At 63.4% G+C, this 15,720-nt stretch carries 12 protein-coding genes; all 12 read left to right on the top strand.

What is annotated here, in order from left to right:
* Positions 1-436 precede the first annotated feature (436 nt).
* The 12 genes from mraZ to HMPREF2932_RS08085 all read left to right on the top strand — a co-directional run bounded on the left by mraZ (position 437) and on the right by HMPREF2932_RS08085 (position 15,541).
* A complete protein-coding gene (gene mraZ / locus HMPREF2932_RS08030) occupies positions 437-871 on the top strand; it encodes a division/cell wall cluster transcriptional repressor MraZ (RefSeq protein WP_046647963.1) in 435 nt (144 codons plus the stop codon).
* A gap of 173 nt (positions 872-1,044) precedes the next feature.
* Complete coding sequence (gene rsmH / locus HMPREF2932_RS08035; protein WP_071409961.1) at positions 1,045-2,088, top strand: 16S rRNA (cytosine(1402)-N(4))-methyltransferase RsmH; 1,044 nt, start codon at positions 1,045-1,047, stop codon at positions 2,086-2,088.
* Complete coding sequence (locus HMPREF2932_RS08040; protein ID WP_046647965.1) at positions 2,085-2,939, top strand: cell division protein FtsL; 855 nt, start codon at positions 2,085-2,087, stop codon at positions 2,937-2,939. Before rsmH ends, HMPREF2932_RS08040 begins: the two co-directional genes overlap by 4 nt.
* A 289-nt stretch (positions 2,940-3,228) precedes the next feature.
* Positions 3,229-5,097 (top strand): peptidoglycan D,D-transpeptidase FtsI family protein, encoded by a 1,869-nt coding sequence (locus HMPREF2932_RS08045; RefSeq protein WP_049155442.1) that lies wholly within the window; start codon positions 3,229-3,231, stop codon positions 5,095-5,097.
* A 48-nt stretch (positions 5,098-5,145) separates the two neighbouring features.
* A complete protein-coding gene (locus HMPREF2932_RS08050) occupies positions 5,146-6,699 on the top strand; it encodes a UDP-N-acetylmuramoyl-L-alanyl-D-glutamate--2,6-diaminopimelate ligase (protein WP_071409962.1) in 1,554 nt (517 codons plus the stop codon).
* The gene (gene murF / locus HMPREF2932_RS08055) at positions 6,696-8,231 is read left to right on the top strand and encodes a UDP-N-acetylmuramoyl-tripeptide--D-alanyl-D-alanine ligase (protein ID WP_071409963.1); all 1,536 of its coding nucleotides are present in this window, start codon (positions 6,696-6,698) and stop codon (positions 8,229-8,231) included. The genes HMPREF2932_RS08050 and murF overlap by 4 nt, the downstream gene beginning before the upstream one ends.
* 23 nt (positions 8,232-8,254) lie before the next feature.
* Positions 8,255-9,367 (top strand): phospho-N-acetylmuramoyl-pentapeptide-transferase, encoded by a 1,113-nt coding sequence (mraY, locus tag HMPREF2932_RS08060; RefSeq protein ID WP_049155252.1) that lies wholly within the window; start codon positions 8,255-8,257, stop codon positions 9,365-9,367.
* Positions 9,364-10,755 carry a UDP-N-acetylmuramoyl-L-alanine--D-glutamate ligase gene (murD, locus tag HMPREF2932_RS08065; RefSeq protein ID WP_071409964.1) on the top strand — a complete coding sequence of 464 codons (1,392 nt, stop codon included), beginning with the start codon at positions 9,364-9,366 and terminating at the stop codon, positions 10,753-10,755. Before mraY ends, murD begins: the two co-directional genes overlap by 4 nt.
* Positions 10,756-10,774: 19 nt before the next feature.
* Complete coding sequence (locus HMPREF2932_RS08070) at positions 10,775-12,244, top strand: FtsW/RodA/SpoVE family cell cycle protein (RefSeq protein ID WP_071409965.1); 1,470 nt, start codon at positions 10,775-10,777, stop codon at positions 12,242-12,244.
* Between the two features lie 29 nt (positions 12,245-12,273).
* Positions 12,274-13,359, top strand: a complete 1,086-nt coding sequence (gene murG / locus HMPREF2932_RS08075; protein WP_070515750.1) for an undecaprenyldiphospho-muramoylpentapeptide beta-N-acetylglucosaminyltransferase — start codon at positions 12,274-12,276, stop codon at positions 13,357-13,359.
* A gap of 39 nt (positions 13,360-13,398) precedes the next feature.
* Complete coding sequence (gene murC, locus HMPREF2932_RS08080; RefSeq protein ID WP_071409966.1) at positions 13,399-14,889, top strand: UDP-N-acetylmuramate--L-alanine ligase; 1,491 nt, start codon at positions 13,399-13,401, stop codon at positions 14,887-14,889.
* A complete protein-coding gene (locus tag HMPREF2932_RS08085) occupies positions 14,882-15,541 on the top strand; it encodes a cell division protein FtsQ/DivIB (RefSeq protein ID WP_084739012.1) in 660 nt (219 codons plus the stop codon). Before murC ends, HMPREF2932_RS08085 begins: the two co-directional genes overlap by 8 nt.
* Positions 15,542-15,720 lie beyond the last annotated feature (179 nt).

Here is a 15,720-nt window from a genome sequence, read left to right on the forward strand (position 1 = left end):
AACTTGTGCGGGCATTTTGCGCGGGGAGGGGAGACTTTTTGTGCGATTTCCCGATTTCCCCCACTTTGCCCCACCTGTGTTACGCGCCGGTCGGGGAATGTCGGCCCGAGGACTCTTTGGAGCGTGGTGGGAAGGTGAAAACGTCAGGAATATGGGGGTGGTGGGGAAAATTGCATGCTAAGGGGTCAAAGTTACGTGAGTGAATACGTGGAAATGGGCCTGTTTGAGGGGGCGTGTCAAGGGGAGGTCTGGGAAAACTTCCCACTGGAAAAATCGCCTTTGACCTGCAATGTTATTGCGACACGCAGATTGTTGTGGTGATAAAAGTGTGGGAGGTGGGGGAAAGTGGGGTAGAGTGGGGCGTAGCGGAGGAGAGTTGCTCTCTTGTCGCGAGAGGAATCCGGAGTTTTCGAGTGACAGGAAGGTGGACCCGGGGATGTTTCTCGGCACCTACACTCCCAAGCTCGATGACAAAGGACGGCTCACGCTTCCGGCAAAGTTTCGCGAAGAACTGGCTGGCGGCCTCATGGTCACCAAAGGTCAGGATCATTCGCTCGCGGTATACCCGCGGGAGGAGTTCGCGGCGCGAGCTAGGAAAGCGGCGGCCGTGTCACGTACCAACCCAGAAGCGCGTGCGTTCATCCGTAACTTGGCAGCGAGTGCGGACGAGCAACGCCCCGATGGGCACGGGCGTATCACACTGTCCGCAGGGCACCGTGAGTACGCAAACCTGACGAAGGAATGCGTAGTTGTGGGCTCGGTTGACTTCCTCGAAATCTGGGACGCAGCCGCGTGGGCTGAATACCAGGCGCAAACTGAAGACGCTTACTCGGCGGCAGACGCCGATGACGTACTTGCCGGGCTGCTGTAGAGCTTCCTGGCACACAGAGAGTGCGTGTATGGACTCTGCCCGAGGAGGATGAGCTGGTGTACTTCCCCGACATCAGAACCCTTCCTCGGACAGGGCCCTATACGCACTCGATTTTTTATCGAACAGATCTGATAGCGGCCTCAGGCGCCTGAATGGAAAGGGGGACAGCAACTGTGGACCACAACGGCACCATTACCTATGACGTGAATGACAACCACGGCCATGTCCCCGTTATGCGTGCGCGTATGGCTCAGCTGCTTGCTCCGGCCGTCGAAGCAGCGGGGGAGCACGCCGTCATCGTGGACGGCACCTTGGGGGCTGGTGGCCACAGCGAATACTTCCTCAACAGCTTTCCTAACGCGCGAATTATCGGTGTGGACCGTGACTCCGCCTCGTTGAGCAGTGCTTCTCGACGTCTCACCCCCTTCGCCGACCGCTTCGTCGGCGTCAACGCTCGCTTCGATGAGGTCGGTCGTGCCATTGCGCAGGGTGACCATGAGATTTTTTCTATCGCGCGAGAACACGGCATTGCAGGGGCATTGTTTGATCTGGGTGTGTCCTCCATGCAGCTTGACCAGGTGGAGCGTGGGTTTGCGTACAAGGCCGACGCCCCGCTGGATATGCGCATGGACCCGCGCCAGGGAATGACTGCCGCCGACGTACTCAACACCTATAGCCACGGTGACCTCGCCCGCATCCTCAAAACCTATGGCGATGAGCGCTTTGCCGGCAAGATTGCTTCGGCAGTAATAAAGGAAAGGCAAAAGGAACCTTTTACTACCTCAGCCCGCTTGGTTGAGCTGTTGTACGCCACGATTCCCGCAGCGACGCGTCGCACCGGTGGCCACCCCGCGAAGCGCACCTTCCAGGCGCTGCGCGTTGAGGTCAACCGCGAGCTTGAGGCGGTCGAACAGGTCATTCCCGTGATTACGGATGCCCTGTCCGTCGGCAGCCGCGCGGTGTTCATGAGCTACCAGTCGCTCGAAGATCGCATCGTCAAGCATGCCTTCACCAAGCTCAGCACCTCGACGACTCCGCCGGGGCTTCCCATGGACCTTCCGGGCACGGCGGCGCACTATTCCATCGTGACGCGTGGCGCGGAGAAGGCGAGCGAGGAGGAGATTGCAGAGAACCCCCGGGCAGCGTCCGTCCGGGTACGCGCACTCGAGCGCCTCGAGGGCAGTCCGTCTTTTCATGAACCGGGAGGTAGGCCATGACGCTGAGAGACCGAACCGCACAGGCAACGTACCACCGCGACCACGAGAGGACCCACACCATGGGAGCTAGCCGCGATTTCACCACCGGATCTGATTTCTCCGGTCAGGGAACCGCGCTGCTGGAGCGGGGGCGCCGCACCACCCCGTTGCCCAGTCGCACGCCGCATCGCAGTACTGTGCCCGCCCGCCGGGTCGGAACGGGTCTGCGAGGGAACCGCCTCGGTTCGAAGCAGGTAGTGAGCAATCGTGGGCGCCGCGTCGTACAGCCCACGCGGGTTACTGGCCTTTTCGCTCGCCTTTCTTTCATCGCCATTGGCCTGCTCATCACTGGTGTGGCTGCGGCGATGTGGCTCTCTGGCCTGTCGACGTCCCAGACCTTTAAGATTCAGGAGCTTACTGCCCACGAATCCACGCTCGATAACCAGCTGGAGACTCTGAACCGAGACTTGGAGAACGTGCGTTCGGCGTCGGACGTCGCCCGCCGCGCCCACGAGGCCAAGATGGGCGTCCCGGTTCAGCCTGGCGTAGTGGAAGTCGACGCAGACGGAAACGTGGAACAGAAGCGCGAAGCCACCCCGGATATGGAATCGGTCATCGACGTAAACGGCGAACCGGTCCGCCCGGGTCAGGCCTCGAGTGACCCGCACGCGACGGCGAACGTATCCGATAACCTGAATGCCCGTCCGACGCTGAGCGAGAGGAACCGTGAGCGCGAAGGCGCCGAGTCGGGTGCGTCTCGGTCGGACAACCACCCAGACGGCGGTGAATCCACCAATGACGGACAGTCGGCCGAAGGGAACGTAGAACTGCCGGACATCCCGGCCCAGGCTCCCTACGCCGCCCGCGGGTAGATTCCATCCCCGCTCCGCGCGTGCCTGCGTGGGCGGGCGGCGATAATAGGGCACAATTCGGGATGAACCACTGATTATTGGCCCATCTTCGCTGCAGACAGAAAGGTGACGTGTGACCCCACCACACTCCGGTGGCCCGCGCCCGAGGCGCGCTTCCGCCGCCCGTGCCGCCCAACCGCGCGGTACCTCTCACCAACCACGGCAGCGTTACGACGCCGACCGCGTCGTTCCCGCGACCCGTTCACGGAATCCGCGCACCGGCAAGCCCTTCATGAGCCAGCAGAAGACGATGCGCCGTCGTGTACACGTCATCGCGGCTTTGCTGCTCGTGGTGATGCTGGCGTGGATGGGGCGCCTCGCGTGGGTACAGATCGTGTGGGGCCCCGACTTGGCGGCGAAGGCCGCTGCGCAGAGAACCCGCGTCTATGTCGATACGGCCGGGCGCGGCGAGATCCTCGCGCGCGACGGCCAGCGGTTGGCCTACACGATGCGCGCCCGGTCCTTGACCGTGTCACCTACGCGCCTGCGAGATGAGCTCCGTGAACAGGAGGAGCAAAAAGCCGCCGGCGAGGCTCACTTTGAGTCGTTGGCACCCGATGCCAAAGAGGCTTTCCTCGACGACAAGGTGACAGAGCGGCTCACCGACATGTCGGAGGGGATCCCGAACAAGCTGAAGGAAGCCGGCATCGATGCCGGGGACGTGGATTCGGAGCAAATCATGGACAAGCTCCGTGCCGATACTCAATATGAGGTCCTCGTGCGCAACGTCGATCCGGATGTCGCGGTGGCCATCTCCGAGGACTACCACGGTCTCGCCGCTGATGAGCAGCAGATCCGCCAGTACCCCAATGGTGCTATCGCAGAGAACGTCATCGGCAAGGTATCCATGGACGGCCAAGGCCAGTTCGGCTTTGAGGCCTCCGGCGATACCACACTGACGGGTATTGACGGCAGCTCCACCGAAGACGTTTCAGCCAGCGGTCAGGTCATTCCCGGTACCCTTCGCGATCAGGTGCCCACCACCGACGGCAAGAACGTCACGTTGACGCTCGATCTGGATCTGCAGACCTACGTTCAGCAGAAGCTGGAAAAGGCCAAGGCTAATTCGAAGGCAAAGAGCGCCGAGGCAGTCGTTCTGGATGCCGCCACGGGTCAGGTTCTGGCTATGGCGAATACCGGCACCATCGACCCGAACAAGGACATCGAAAAGCAGCTGGAGAAGGATAAGACCTTCGACAACCTCGCCGTATCCCACCCCTTTGAGCCGGGTTCGGTGGCAAAGATCATCACCGCCGCGGCAACCATTGAGGAGGGCCTCACCAACCCTGATGAGGTCCTCCAGGTTCCCGGCTCCATCGACATGGCTGGGGTGACTGTGAACGATGCCTGGCCGCACGGCGTTGAGCCCTACACCACGACGGGCGTCTTCGGTAAGTCATCGAACGTGGGAACGTTGATGTTGGCAGATCGTCTTGGCCAGGATAAATACGCTGACTACCTCAAGAAGTTCGGCCTCGGCCAGACCTCCGGAATTGAGCTGCCCAATGAGTCACCGGGCTTGGTGCCCGATCGTTCGCAGTGGTCCGGTGGTACCTTCGCTAACCTGCCCATCGGCCAGGGCCAGTCATGGACTGCCCTGCAACTGGCTTCTATTTACCAGACCCTCGCCAATGACGGTGAGCGCATCGAGCCGCGCATCATTGATTCGATCACCGCGCCTGACGGGACTAAGGAAGAACTAGAGAAGCCCGAGACCACCCGCGTGGTCAGTCCCGAAACCGCGCGCACTGTCGTGGACATGTTCCGTGCGGTCTTCCAGGAGGATCCGCAGGGGCTGAACAACGGTACAGCCGGCAACGCGCAGATCGAGGGCTATCAGCTCTCCGGCAAGACTGGTACCGCGCAAAAGGTCGACGAGGAGACGGGAGCATACTCGAACTCCAAGTACTGGATCACGTTCGCGGGCATCGCGCCTGCCGACGATCCCCGCTTTGTCGTCGCCGTCATGCTCGACGAGCCCGAATCCGGTGTCAACGACGATGGCTCCGGCGGCCAGTCCGCAGCGCCGGTGTTCAGTGATATCGCATCCTGGCTGCTTGATCGTGACAATATTCCGCCTTCCCCACCAGCACCGCACCTGACCTTGCGTGCCGAATAGATAGCTCCGGCCGCGAATAACCTACAGAGATAGAGAAGAGGACGCACCGTGACCAGCAGCATCAGCCTTGATCGTTTAGCAGAAATTTCTTCGGGCACCGTGATCGGGGATGCCTCGACCACCGTGGGCTCCTGCGGACTAAACTCTGCAACCCTGCCACCTGGTGGACTCTTCGCTGCGCTTCCGGGAACGCGCGTTCATGGCGCACGGTATGCCGCAGACACCGCAGCAGCCGCGATTCTGACCGACCCGGAAGGCCAGCGCATCCTCACCGAAGCGGGAGAAACCCGCCCACTTCTCGTGGTCGAGGATATCCGCGCCATCCTCGGACATGTCTCCGCGGAGATCTATGGGCACCCCACTGAAAAGCTCACCATTCTTGGCGTGACGGGTACGTCCGGTAAAACTACGACGAGCTACCTGCTGGAAGCGGGGCTTTTGCACGCGGGCTTGTCGGTGGGCCTTATCGGCACCACGGGCACTCGCATTAACCGGGAGCCGGTGCCTACCTCGCTGACGACCCCCGAGGCCCCGACGTTGCAAGAACTCTTCGCCCGCATGGTGGACGAAGGGGTAACGCACGTGGTCATGGAGGTGTCCTCCCACGCGCTTTCCCTGGGCCGCGTTCAGGGAACGCGCTTTGCCGTTGGCGGATTCACTAACTTGAGCCAGGACCACCTCGACTTCCACCCGACGATGGAGGACTACTTCGAGGCGAAGGCCATGCTTTTCGACGGTCCCCAGCCCGCCGACCGCTCCGTTGTCTGCATCGACGACGAATGGGGACGACGCATGGCGCAGCGCGCTGCGGAGCGTCCGGTCATGACAGTGTCCACGAGCGCGGAGGCCACCGAGGCGGACATCACCGCCCGCCAACTCAGCACCGAAGCCACCGGCGCACAGCAGGTGGAGCTGACGGTGTCCACCGGAGAGCACGCTGGTTCCTATGAATTCCGGCTGCCCATGCCGGGCACTTTCAACATCGCCAATGCGGCCTTGGCCACCGGCATGGCCGCAGCCAGTGGCATCGAGCCGCGCGTCTTCTTGGAAGGCGTAGAAAAGGTGGCGGTCCCGGGCCGCATGGAACGCATCGACCGCGGCCAGCAGTTTGTCGCCGTGGTCGATTATGCGCACAAGCCAGCTGCGGTCGCCGCGGTCCTCGATACCCTGCGTGCGCAGCTGGAAGGCAGCAGCGGCCGGATCGGCATTGTCGTCGGCGCGGGAGGTGACCGCGACTCTTCCAAGCGCCCGCTCATGGGAGCGGCCGCCGCGAAGGGCGCCGATATGGTCGTGATCACCGATGACAACCCCCGCACCGAGGACCCAGCAGCTATCCGCGCGGCAGTGCTTGCGGGAGCGCGCGAAGCGAACCCGGAGGCCGATATTCGGGAGGTCGGCTCCCGAGCCAAAGCCATCGACGAGGTCGTGGCGTGGGCACAGCCGGGCGATGCTGTCATCGTCGTCGGCAAGGGCCACGAAGTCGGACAGCTGATTGGTGATACCGTCCACCACTTCGACGACCGCGAGGAGATGGCGCGTGCACTTGATGCCGCGATGACAGCGACTACCCTGAGTACCGAAGAATCCAAGGAGCAAGCATGATTGCGTTAAGCCTCGCTGAGATAGCTCAGATCACGGGCGGCCGCCTGGATAGCGTCGACGAGCCAGAGACCCGAGTGACCGGCTTTGTTGAGTTCGATTCTCGCAAGGTCACTCCGGGTGGACTCTTTGTGGCACTGCCCGGAGCCCGCGTCGATGGCCACGATTACGCCCACACCGCGGTGGAGAAGGGAGCCGTCGCCGTCTTGGCTGCCCGGCCGGTGGGTGTACCCGCCATCGTCGTGGAGCCGCGCGGACGCGTAGTAGGTGACGGAGCCAACGCCGATATCTATGCCAACGATGTCGATGGCTCCGCCGCCGCTGTCGTCGAGGCGTTGTCCGCGCTGGCCCGCGCAGTAACGCAGCGGCTGGCGACAGAGCAGGATTTGACCATCGTGGGAGTGACGGGATCGGCGGGCAAGACCTCGACCAAGGACCTCATCGCCACCATCTTCCGCGAGGTGGGGGAGACCGTCGCCCCGCCCGGCTCCTTCAACAATGAAATTGGGCTTCCGTATACGGCTCTGCGCTGTGATGAGCACTCGCGCTACCTCGTGGCGGAGATGTCGGCCCGCGGTATCGGACACATCCGCCACCTCACCCAAATCACCGCGCCGCGCGTCGGCGTGGTCCTCAACGTCGGCTCCGCGCACCTCGGCGAGTTTGGCTCGCGCGAGAATATCGCGCAGGCCAAGGGAGAGCTGGTGGAGGCACTGCCGAGCGCGGAAGCGGGCGGTGTGGCCGTCCTCAACGCCGACGATCCTTTCGTCGCCGCAATGGCGACGCGCACGGGGGCCAAAGTGGTGTACTACTCCACGGATAACCGCCGCGGCGGCGCCCCGGCCGCACAGTACTATGCCACCAACATCGAGCTCGATGACGTGGCCCGCCCCTCCTTTATCCTCCACAGCCCCAACGCTGAGCCAGTCGCTGTGAAACTGCAGGTATTTGGTTCCCACCAGGTGTCTAATGCACTGGCCGCGGCAGCCGCAGCCATCGAGCTGGGGGTATCGGCAGCCACGGTAGCGGCTGCGCTGTCTGGGCACCGCCTAGCCTCCGAGCACCGCATGGACGTGCGCACGCGCCGCGATGGCGTCACCATCATCGATGACTCTTATAACGCCAACCCGGATTCGATGCGGGCGGCAATTGCCGCCTTGGCCTATACCGCCGCAGCACGCCCCGATGCCCGCTCCATCGCGGTGCTTGGTGAGATGGGAGAGCTCGGCAGCGATGCCGAACAAGCGCACCGCCAGCTAGGGGAGGTATTGGCCAAATACCACGTGGAGCACCTCATCGCGGTGGGGGAGAATCCCAACTGCCGGGCTATGACTGAGGCGGCTGCGCAGCAAGGTATAAATACAATGGTGTGCGCCGACGCCGCGGCCGCCGCACGAGCGGTCGACGGCATTCTGCGCGCGGCCCCGGTAGGGGTCGACGATTGGGCTAGCCGTAGCGTTAAGGACGTGGTCTTGATTAAGGCCTCCAATGCCCAGCGCCTCTGGTTGGTCGCGGAACAGCTGAACCACAGCTAGCCGCTAGAAAGGACTTCAAGCTCGTGACTCAGATCATCATCGCTGGTGCGGTTAGCTTCCTCGTGGCGATCTTTACCACCCCGGTTCTCATCCGATACTTTTCCGACTCCGGTCGCGGCCAAGAGATCCGCGAGGACGGCCCCAAGTCCCACCTGCGCAAGCGGGGTACGCCGACGATGGGCGGCCTGGCTATTCTGGCCGGTATCTTGGTGGCTTATCTCGTGGTTGGTTTTTATGGCATGCTGACGGGCCACGGGGGGTTTACTGCTTCGGGTCTGCTCGTCCTCGGACTGACGCTGGGCTTGGGCGCGGTGGGATTTGCGGATGACTTCATCAAACTCTTCCGGAAGCGCAACCTAGGTCTCAACAAGACCGCGAAGCTGGTCAGCCAGCTGGTACTGGCCCTCCTCTTTGGCTTTCTTGTGCTGCGTTTCCCCAATGATGCGGGCCTGACTCCTGGCTCCACCAAGCTGTCGTTCATCCGCGATTTGAAAACTTTCGACTTTGCGGTTGGCGGCGTTGTGATCGGAACCATCGTGTTCTTGATCTTCATGTACTTCCTCATTGCGGCGTGGTCGAACGCGGTCAACCTCACCGACGGCCTCGACGGTCTTGCCGCAGGAGTGACGGCGATTGTCATGGGCTCCTACTCGCTGATGACCTTCTGGCAGTTCCGCTATTCCTGCGCCACCAACTTTGCGGCAGGCTGCTACCAGGTGCGCGATCCCCTCGATCTCGCCGTGCTCGCGGCGGCGGGCCTCGGTGCCTGCCTCGGCTTTTTATGGTGGAATGCCGCGCCCGCCAAGATCTTCATGGGAGACACCGGCTCCCTGGCGCTCGGCGGATTGGTTGCCGGCATTTCGGTCACCAGCCGTACCGAGCTTCTCATGGTGATTATCGGCGCCCTGTTCGTTATCGAGACGGTGTCCGTTGTCATTCAGATCGTGGTCTTCCATTCCACCGGCAAGCGCTTCTTCCGCATGGCCCCGATCCATCACCACTTTGAAAACGGCGGTTGGGCGGAGACTGCTGTGGTTGTCCGTTTCTGGTTGCTGGCCGCGATGGCGGCGATGGCCGGCGTGGCCATCTTCTACGGTGAATGGCTGACCTCCACAGGTATAGGTGTCGGCGCATGACGCGCCCCGACTTCCTCTCTGGCCGGGTCCTCATCGCCGGTGCCGGCGTTTCCGGCCGCGGCTGTGCTGCGGTCCTGGACCACCTAGGCGTGGACGTCACGGTGGCTGATGGAAACCAGGAATCCCGCGCTCGCCTCGCCGCCGAGCTCGACGTTGCCACCGTGGACACAGCAGCAGTAGACCTGTCGGATTACTCCCTCGTCGTGACCTCGCCGGGGTGGCGCCCGGATTCGCCGTTGCTCGCCGCCGCAGCTTCCCGCGGCCTTGAGGTCATCGGTGACGTGGAGCTGGCCTACCGCCTTGACCAGGCAGAGGTATTTGGGCCCTCCCGCCGCTGGCTCGCGATCACAGGTACCAACGGCAAGACCACAACGACGGGGATGCTCGCTGCCATCATGGCCGCTGACGAGCAGCGATCCGGGCAGCGCGCGCAGGCCGTAGGAAATATCGGGGTCTCGTCTTTTGATGCCCTGGCCGCCGAGCCCCGCGTGGATATCCTCGTCGCGGAACTGTCCTCGTTCCAGCTGCACTGGGCCTCCCAGCTGCGCCCGGATGTGGGAGCGCTGCTCAACCTCGCCGATGACCACCTCGATTGGCACGGCTCCTTCGAGGCCTACGCGGCGGATAAGGCGAAGATCTTGCGCGGCACGCACGCCGTTTATGGAAAGGACGACGAGCACGTTCGAGCGCTTGCCGCCTCTCTATCCAGCGCCACCGCCTTTACCCACGCCGAGCCCGCCCCGGGCGAAGTCGGCGTGAGCGCCGGCAGCCTCGTGGTCAATGAGGTCGCCGGACTGCACGCGGCAGTGGTGGAGGATGTCACCACCATCCAGCCCGCAGGTCTTGCTGGGGTGCTGGATGCCGCTGCTGCCGCGGCGGTTGCCGCGCTTGCCGGCGCTCAGCCTGAGTCCATCGCGGAGGGCCTCGACGCCTACGTGATGGCCGGGCACCGCGGTGAGGTTGTCCACCGTCATGGTGGCGTGACCTACATCGACAATTCCAAGGCGACGAATCCGCACGCCGCGGAGGTGGCCATGCGTGGTCTTGACTCCGTGGTGTGGGTCGCCGGTGGTCAGCTCAAAGGCGCAGATGTCTCGGACCTCCTGCGTACCCACGCTGCGCGGCTGAAGGCGGCGGTTCTGGTGGGCGTCGACAAGCACGTGCTGGCCCAGGCCCTCGTCAAGGCGGCACCCCACGTGCCTCTCGTCATCGTGGACAGTCATGACCCGCAGATCGCTATGGACCAGGCCGTGAGCGCCGCCGTGCAACACGCCGAAGCCGGCGATACCGTACTTTTGGCGCCCGCTGCGGCATCGTTGGACATGTACACCGGAATGAGCCAACGCGGCGACATGTTTGCCGCCGCTGCCCGCCGCCTCGCCCGCTAGCTAGGAGCACCCAGAAGCCGTGACTGCCACCAGCACCCAGAAGCCACACCGCACGCTGGGCCACCGCCTGCGTGATCTTCGCGAGCGCCTGCGCGCCTACCCGGGGCTTGACTACCTGATGCTGCGCATCGCGATCTTCTCGCTCATCGGCATCGGCGTACTCATGGCCTTCTCTTCGTCGATGGCGACGTCCCTGTCGGAGACCGATAGCCCGTGGTCGGCCGCTTTGCGCCAGTGCGTGTTGGTCGCCGCCGGCCTCATCGTGTTCTGGATAGGCCTCCGCATATCGCCGCGCACGTTGCGGGCGCTCGTACCGTGGTTCTTGGGGCTATCCATCCTGCTGCTTATCCTCGTGCTTGTGCCCGGTATCGGTACCGGCCGCGCGGAGGTCGGTTCACAGTCGTGGATCATGTTGCCGGGCGGTGTGGCCTTCCAGCCCTCTGAGTTCGCTCGCGTCGCCGTGGGTATGTATGGCGCCTCAGCGCTGGCGGATAAAACACATCGTTCGATGCGCTTGACGGATCCGTTCATGATGTATTCCATCATCGCCGGCATCATGTTCGTGCTCATCGTGGCCCAAGGTGACTTGGGCATGGGCGTATCCTTCGCTCTCATCGTGGTCTTCACCCTCGTATTCGCCGGCGTGAACTGGCGTGTGCCCGTCGTCGTCGGCGTCTTTGGCGCCATCGGCATGATCACTGTTTTCCTGGCGGGTGGATTCCGTTCGCACCGTTTCCACACTTACTTTGATGCGCTGCGCGGCAACATTGAGGACACACAAGGTACCGGTTTCCAGGCTTATCAGGGCTTTCTTTCGCTTGCCGACGGCGGCTTCTGGGGCGTTGGCCTCGGCCAATCACGCGCCAAGTGGTTCTACCTCCCAGAAGCCAAGAACGACTTCGTCTTCGCCATTATCGGTGAGGAGCTAGGCCTCTGGGGCGGTGCGCTCGTCATCGTGCTTTTCGCCGTGCTGGGCTACTTTGGGTTGCGTACCGCAACCCGCGCGCAGGACCAGTTCCAGTCCTTGCTGGCCGCCACGCTGTCGGTGGGTGTTGTCGTGCAGGCCTTCATCAACATCGGCTACGTCATCGGTGTGCTGCCGGTGACGGGTATTCAGCTCCCGATGATTTCTGCGGGTGGTACGGCTGCGGTCATCACCATCGGCTCGATGGGCCTGCTGTGCAATGTGGCACGCCACGAGCCGCTGCAGGTGTCCGCGATGCAGAACTTTGGACGTCCGCTCTTTGACCGTATCTTCTTCATCCCAGAGCCGACCCCGCCCAACGAGCGGCGCGGCGGGGCGCACCGTGCCCCGCGCGAGCGCGCAGATGCTCGGCGTTCCCAGCGCCCATACCGCGAGCGCTCCCAACGCCACGTGGAACGCAGCCGTGAGGAACGTTTCGGGCGTGCGGTGACGGGGCGCTCTCAGCGGTCGCAGGCGCCGCGCGCGGAGGGGCGGCGGGAGTATCGGCGCGGCGAGCGCCGGTAGCGCAGTGCGGCGCTGGTAGCGTGTAGTGCATGAATGACACGCCGATTTCCGTCGTCATCGCAGGTGGCGGCACCGCCGGACACATTGAGCCCGCGCTTGCGGTAGGGGAGGAGCTACGCCAACGCCACGGGGCGCGGGTCACCGCCTTGGGTACGCCGCGGGGTCTGGAAAGCGACATCGTGCCGGCGCGCGGTGTCGATCTCCGCATGATCACTCCGGTCCCTGTTCCGCGAAAGATCAACATTGACGCGGTGAAGCTGCCTTGGCGGATTTTCAAGTCCGTTCGGGAAACTCGCGCGGTGCTTAAGGACGTCGGGGCCAACGCTGTGTTTGGCACCGGTGGTTACGTTGCGGCGCCGGCTTACCTGGCGGCGAAGTCCTTGGGCATTCCGTTCTTCGTTCTCGAGACGAATGCTTTGGCCGGTATGGCTAATAAGCTGGGCGTGCGTCTTGGCGGCACGGGAATCAATGCCCAAGAGGGATCTGGCATGCCGGGCGAGGTCCTGGGCATTCCGGTACGCCCGGGCTTGGGCGAGGACCCAGATGGTACGAAGGCCGCTGCTGCGCGCCAGAACTGGAACCTGGATGAAGGCCGCCCGACCATCGTGGTTACCGGCGGTTCGCAGGGAGCGGTGAGCATTAACACCGCCGTCGCCGGAGCGCTCGAGGACCTGTGCCGAGACTTCCAAGTGCTGCATGCCTACGGCAAGAAGAACACGGTGCCGACTGAGCACGAGCACTACACGGCCGTGCCCTATATCGATGACATGGCCGGCGCGCTTGCCGTTGCTGATGTGATGGTCTGCCGCTCCGGCGCGATGACCGTGGCTGAGGTGTCTGCGGCCGGCCTGCCCGCAATCTATGTGCCACTGCCGCACGGCAACGGCGAGCAAGCGTTGAACTCCCGGGCTCTGGTGGAAGCGGGAGCCGCGGTCCAGATACCGGACGCGGAGCTTACTCCGGGGCGCCTTGTCGCCGAAGTTCGCGCTATCCTTGACCATCCCGACGCCCTTTCGGCCATGCGTGCCGCTGCTGACGCTAGCACCGCCGGCGATGCCGCCGCGGTGATCGCTGACCGAATCGCGCACCGCGTCGCCGCCGACACCCGCGGCTAGGCGCACAGTACAGGTTTATTAAAGAAGGAAATTTTCACCATGACTGATACCCCCGCCACCACGGACCTGTCCCGCGTCCACTTCGTCGGCATCGGCGGTTCCGGAATGTCCGGCCTCGCGCGCATCCTGGTTAGCCGTGGCGCGGTCGTCACCGGCTCGGACGTTAAGAAGTCGACGGCCGTTGACGTCCTCCGCGCGATGGGTGCGCACGTCGCCGTCGGCCACTCGGCTGAGAATCTCGATCTGGCTGGGGACAAGCCGACGGTAGTCGTCACCTCCTTCGCAGCCATCCCGCAGGACAACCCGGAGCTGGTTGCGGCACGGGAAGCCGGGATTCCAGTGATCCGTCGCTCGGACCTGCTGGCTGAGCTCATGGAAGGCCACCGTCAGGTGCTGCTCGCCGGCACGCACGGAAAGACCTCGACGACCTCTATGGCGGTCACCGCGCTCCAGCAGGCGGGGATGGATCCTTCCTTCGCCATCGGCGGGCAACTCAACCGAGCTGGGACCAACGCGCACGGCGGCACTGGCGACGCCTTCGTGGCAGAAGCCGACGAATCCGATGCCTCCCTCCTGCGCTACAGCCCCTTCGTGGCAGTCATCACCAACATCGAGCCTGATCACCTCGACTATTTCGGCACGGCAGAGAGCTACTATCGGGTCTTTGATGATTTCGCCGACCGCGTGGTTGAGGGCGGCTACCTCGTCGTGTGCCTCGAGGATGAGCATGCGGCCGCCACGGGTGAGCGGGCGGCTCAGCGCGGGATTCAGGTGCTGGGCTACGGCACGCGCAGCGAGGTAGCCGCGGATTCTTCCGTGCCGCTGGCAGCGGAGATCCTAGAAGAAACCGTCTCCGCCGCCGGCGCGCACGTCCGCGTTCGCCTGACCTTGCCGGGTCAGGCGCCACAGGAGCTGTCCTATGACCTGCATGTCCCGGGCCATCACATGGTGCTCAACTCGGCGGCGGCCCTGCTGGCCGGTGCGCTGGCTGGCGGGGACCCGGCGGAACTGGCCGCGGGTTTGACCGACTTTACGGGTGTGCGCCGGCGCTTCGAGTACCGCGGCAGCGAGCGCGGAATCCGTGTCTTCGATGACTACGCCCACCACCCCACAGAGGTGTCTGCGGTGCTTACCGCGGCGCGTGCGAAAGCGGACGCCGAGGGCGAGGGTGCGCGCGTGATCGCCTGCTTCCAGCCGCACCTGTACTCCCGGACCATGGAGTTTGACGCCGAGTTTGCTCAGGCCTTGGCGCTTGCCGACGCCGCCGTCGTCCTCGACATCTACGGCGCCCGCGAGAAGCCGGTAGAAGGAATTACGTCCCGCATTATCACCGACAAGATGCCCGAAGACATGCCGGTCATTTTCGAGCCGGATTTCTCTGAGGCTGCCGGTGATGTCATTTCCCTGGCGCAGCCCGGAGATATCGTCCTCACCATCGGCGCGGGAACTATTACCTACGTGGCGGGTGAAATCTTGTCGGCGCTAGAGAATGCGAGCGGCGCGGAGGAACCGAAGGAACCGAATGTCTAAAAAGACTGGGGCGCTTGCGCTAGGCGCGGTGCTTCTCGTAGTGGCGGTTGCTGCCGCGGGGGTGTGGCTTTTTCCCATCCTGAAGGTGACATCCTTCGAGGTCGTGGGAAATGATCACGTCGCGGCAGAGGAGGTCGAGCAGGCCAGTGGCGTCGTGAAGGGCTCTAATTTGGCGCGCCTGGATGCGCGCGAAGCCGCGCACGGTGTGGCCTCTCTGCCGTGGGTAGAGAGCGCGACGGTGTCGCGGGCCTTCCCGTCAACCGTCCACATCGAGCTCGTCGAGCACGAGGCAGTAGCTTATGTGCGACAGGGCGATAGGACGATTTTGGTGGACAACCACGGTAAGGAATTCGTGGAGGACGAAGCGCCACCCGAAGCCGTAGAGCTGACGGGGCACACCGACTCCGGTTCGCCTGAGATGCAGGGGGCTGTCGACGCCGTCGCTGCGCTCCCCGCGCCGATTCGGGAGAAGGTCGCGGCCCTCGAAATTAAGGACCGGTATTCGCTGACCTTCCGCACGGAGGATGACAAAACCATCTTTTGGGGTGCGTCGGAAGACAACGCGAACAAGGCCATTGCTTTTGAGGATGTGCTCAAGCTCGAGGGCGATTCTTGGAACATTTCGAACCCGTCGCTGGTGACTCGTCGCTAAGCGCGTCGCGAGTGGGGCGGGTGGGACGCCTGTTAAGAAAACCGCATGTCAGCAACCCTAAAGTAGAGGTTGAGGGTACCGACACGCGGCAAAATGTGCGCCGAAATTACCCCGTTGTCGTTAAAGATGGATGTAACCGCCTCTCAGAAAAAGGGGCGCCTCCTCGTTTACATTAAAAC

Origin of the sequence: Corynebacterium sp. HMSC074H12 (assembly GCF_001813755.1) — a bacterium.
GTDB lineage: Bacteria > Actinomycetota > Actinomycetes > Mycobacteriales > Mycobacteriaceae > Corynebacterium > Corynebacterium hiratae.

Bases quoted from the DNA above. Each gene is read 5' to 3' on its own strand.
- mraZ (WP_046647963.1), top strand. From the start codon at position 437: ATGTTTCTCGGCACCTACACTCCCAAGCTCGATGACAAAGGACGGCTC.
- HMPREF2932_RS08040 (WP_046647965.1), top strand. From the start codon at position 2,085: ATGACGCTGAGAGACCGAACCGCACAGGCAACGTACCACCGCGACCAC.
- HMPREF2932_RS08045 (WP_049155442.1), top strand. From the start codon at position 3,229: ATGCGCCGTCGTGTACACGTCATCGCGGCTTTGCTGCTCGTGGTGATG.
- murF (WP_071409963.1), top strand. From the start codon at position 6,696: ATGATTGCGTTAAGCCTCGCTGAGATAGCTCAGATCACGGGCGGCCGC.
- murD (WP_071409964.1), top strand. From the start codon at position 9,364: ATGACGCGCCCCGACTTCCTCTCTGGCCGGGTCCTCATCGCCGGTGCC.
- murG (WP_070515750.1), top strand. From the start codon at position 12,274: ATGAATGACACGCCGATTTCCGTCGTCATCGCAGGTGGCGGCACCGCC.
- murC (WP_071409966.1), top strand. From the start codon at position 13,399: ATGACTGATACCCCCGCCACCACGGACCTGTCCCGCGTCCACTTCGTC.
- HMPREF2932_RS08085 (WP_084739012.1), top strand. From the start codon at position 14,882: ATGTCTAAAAAGACTGGGGCGCTTGCGCTAGGCGCGGTGCTTCTCGTA.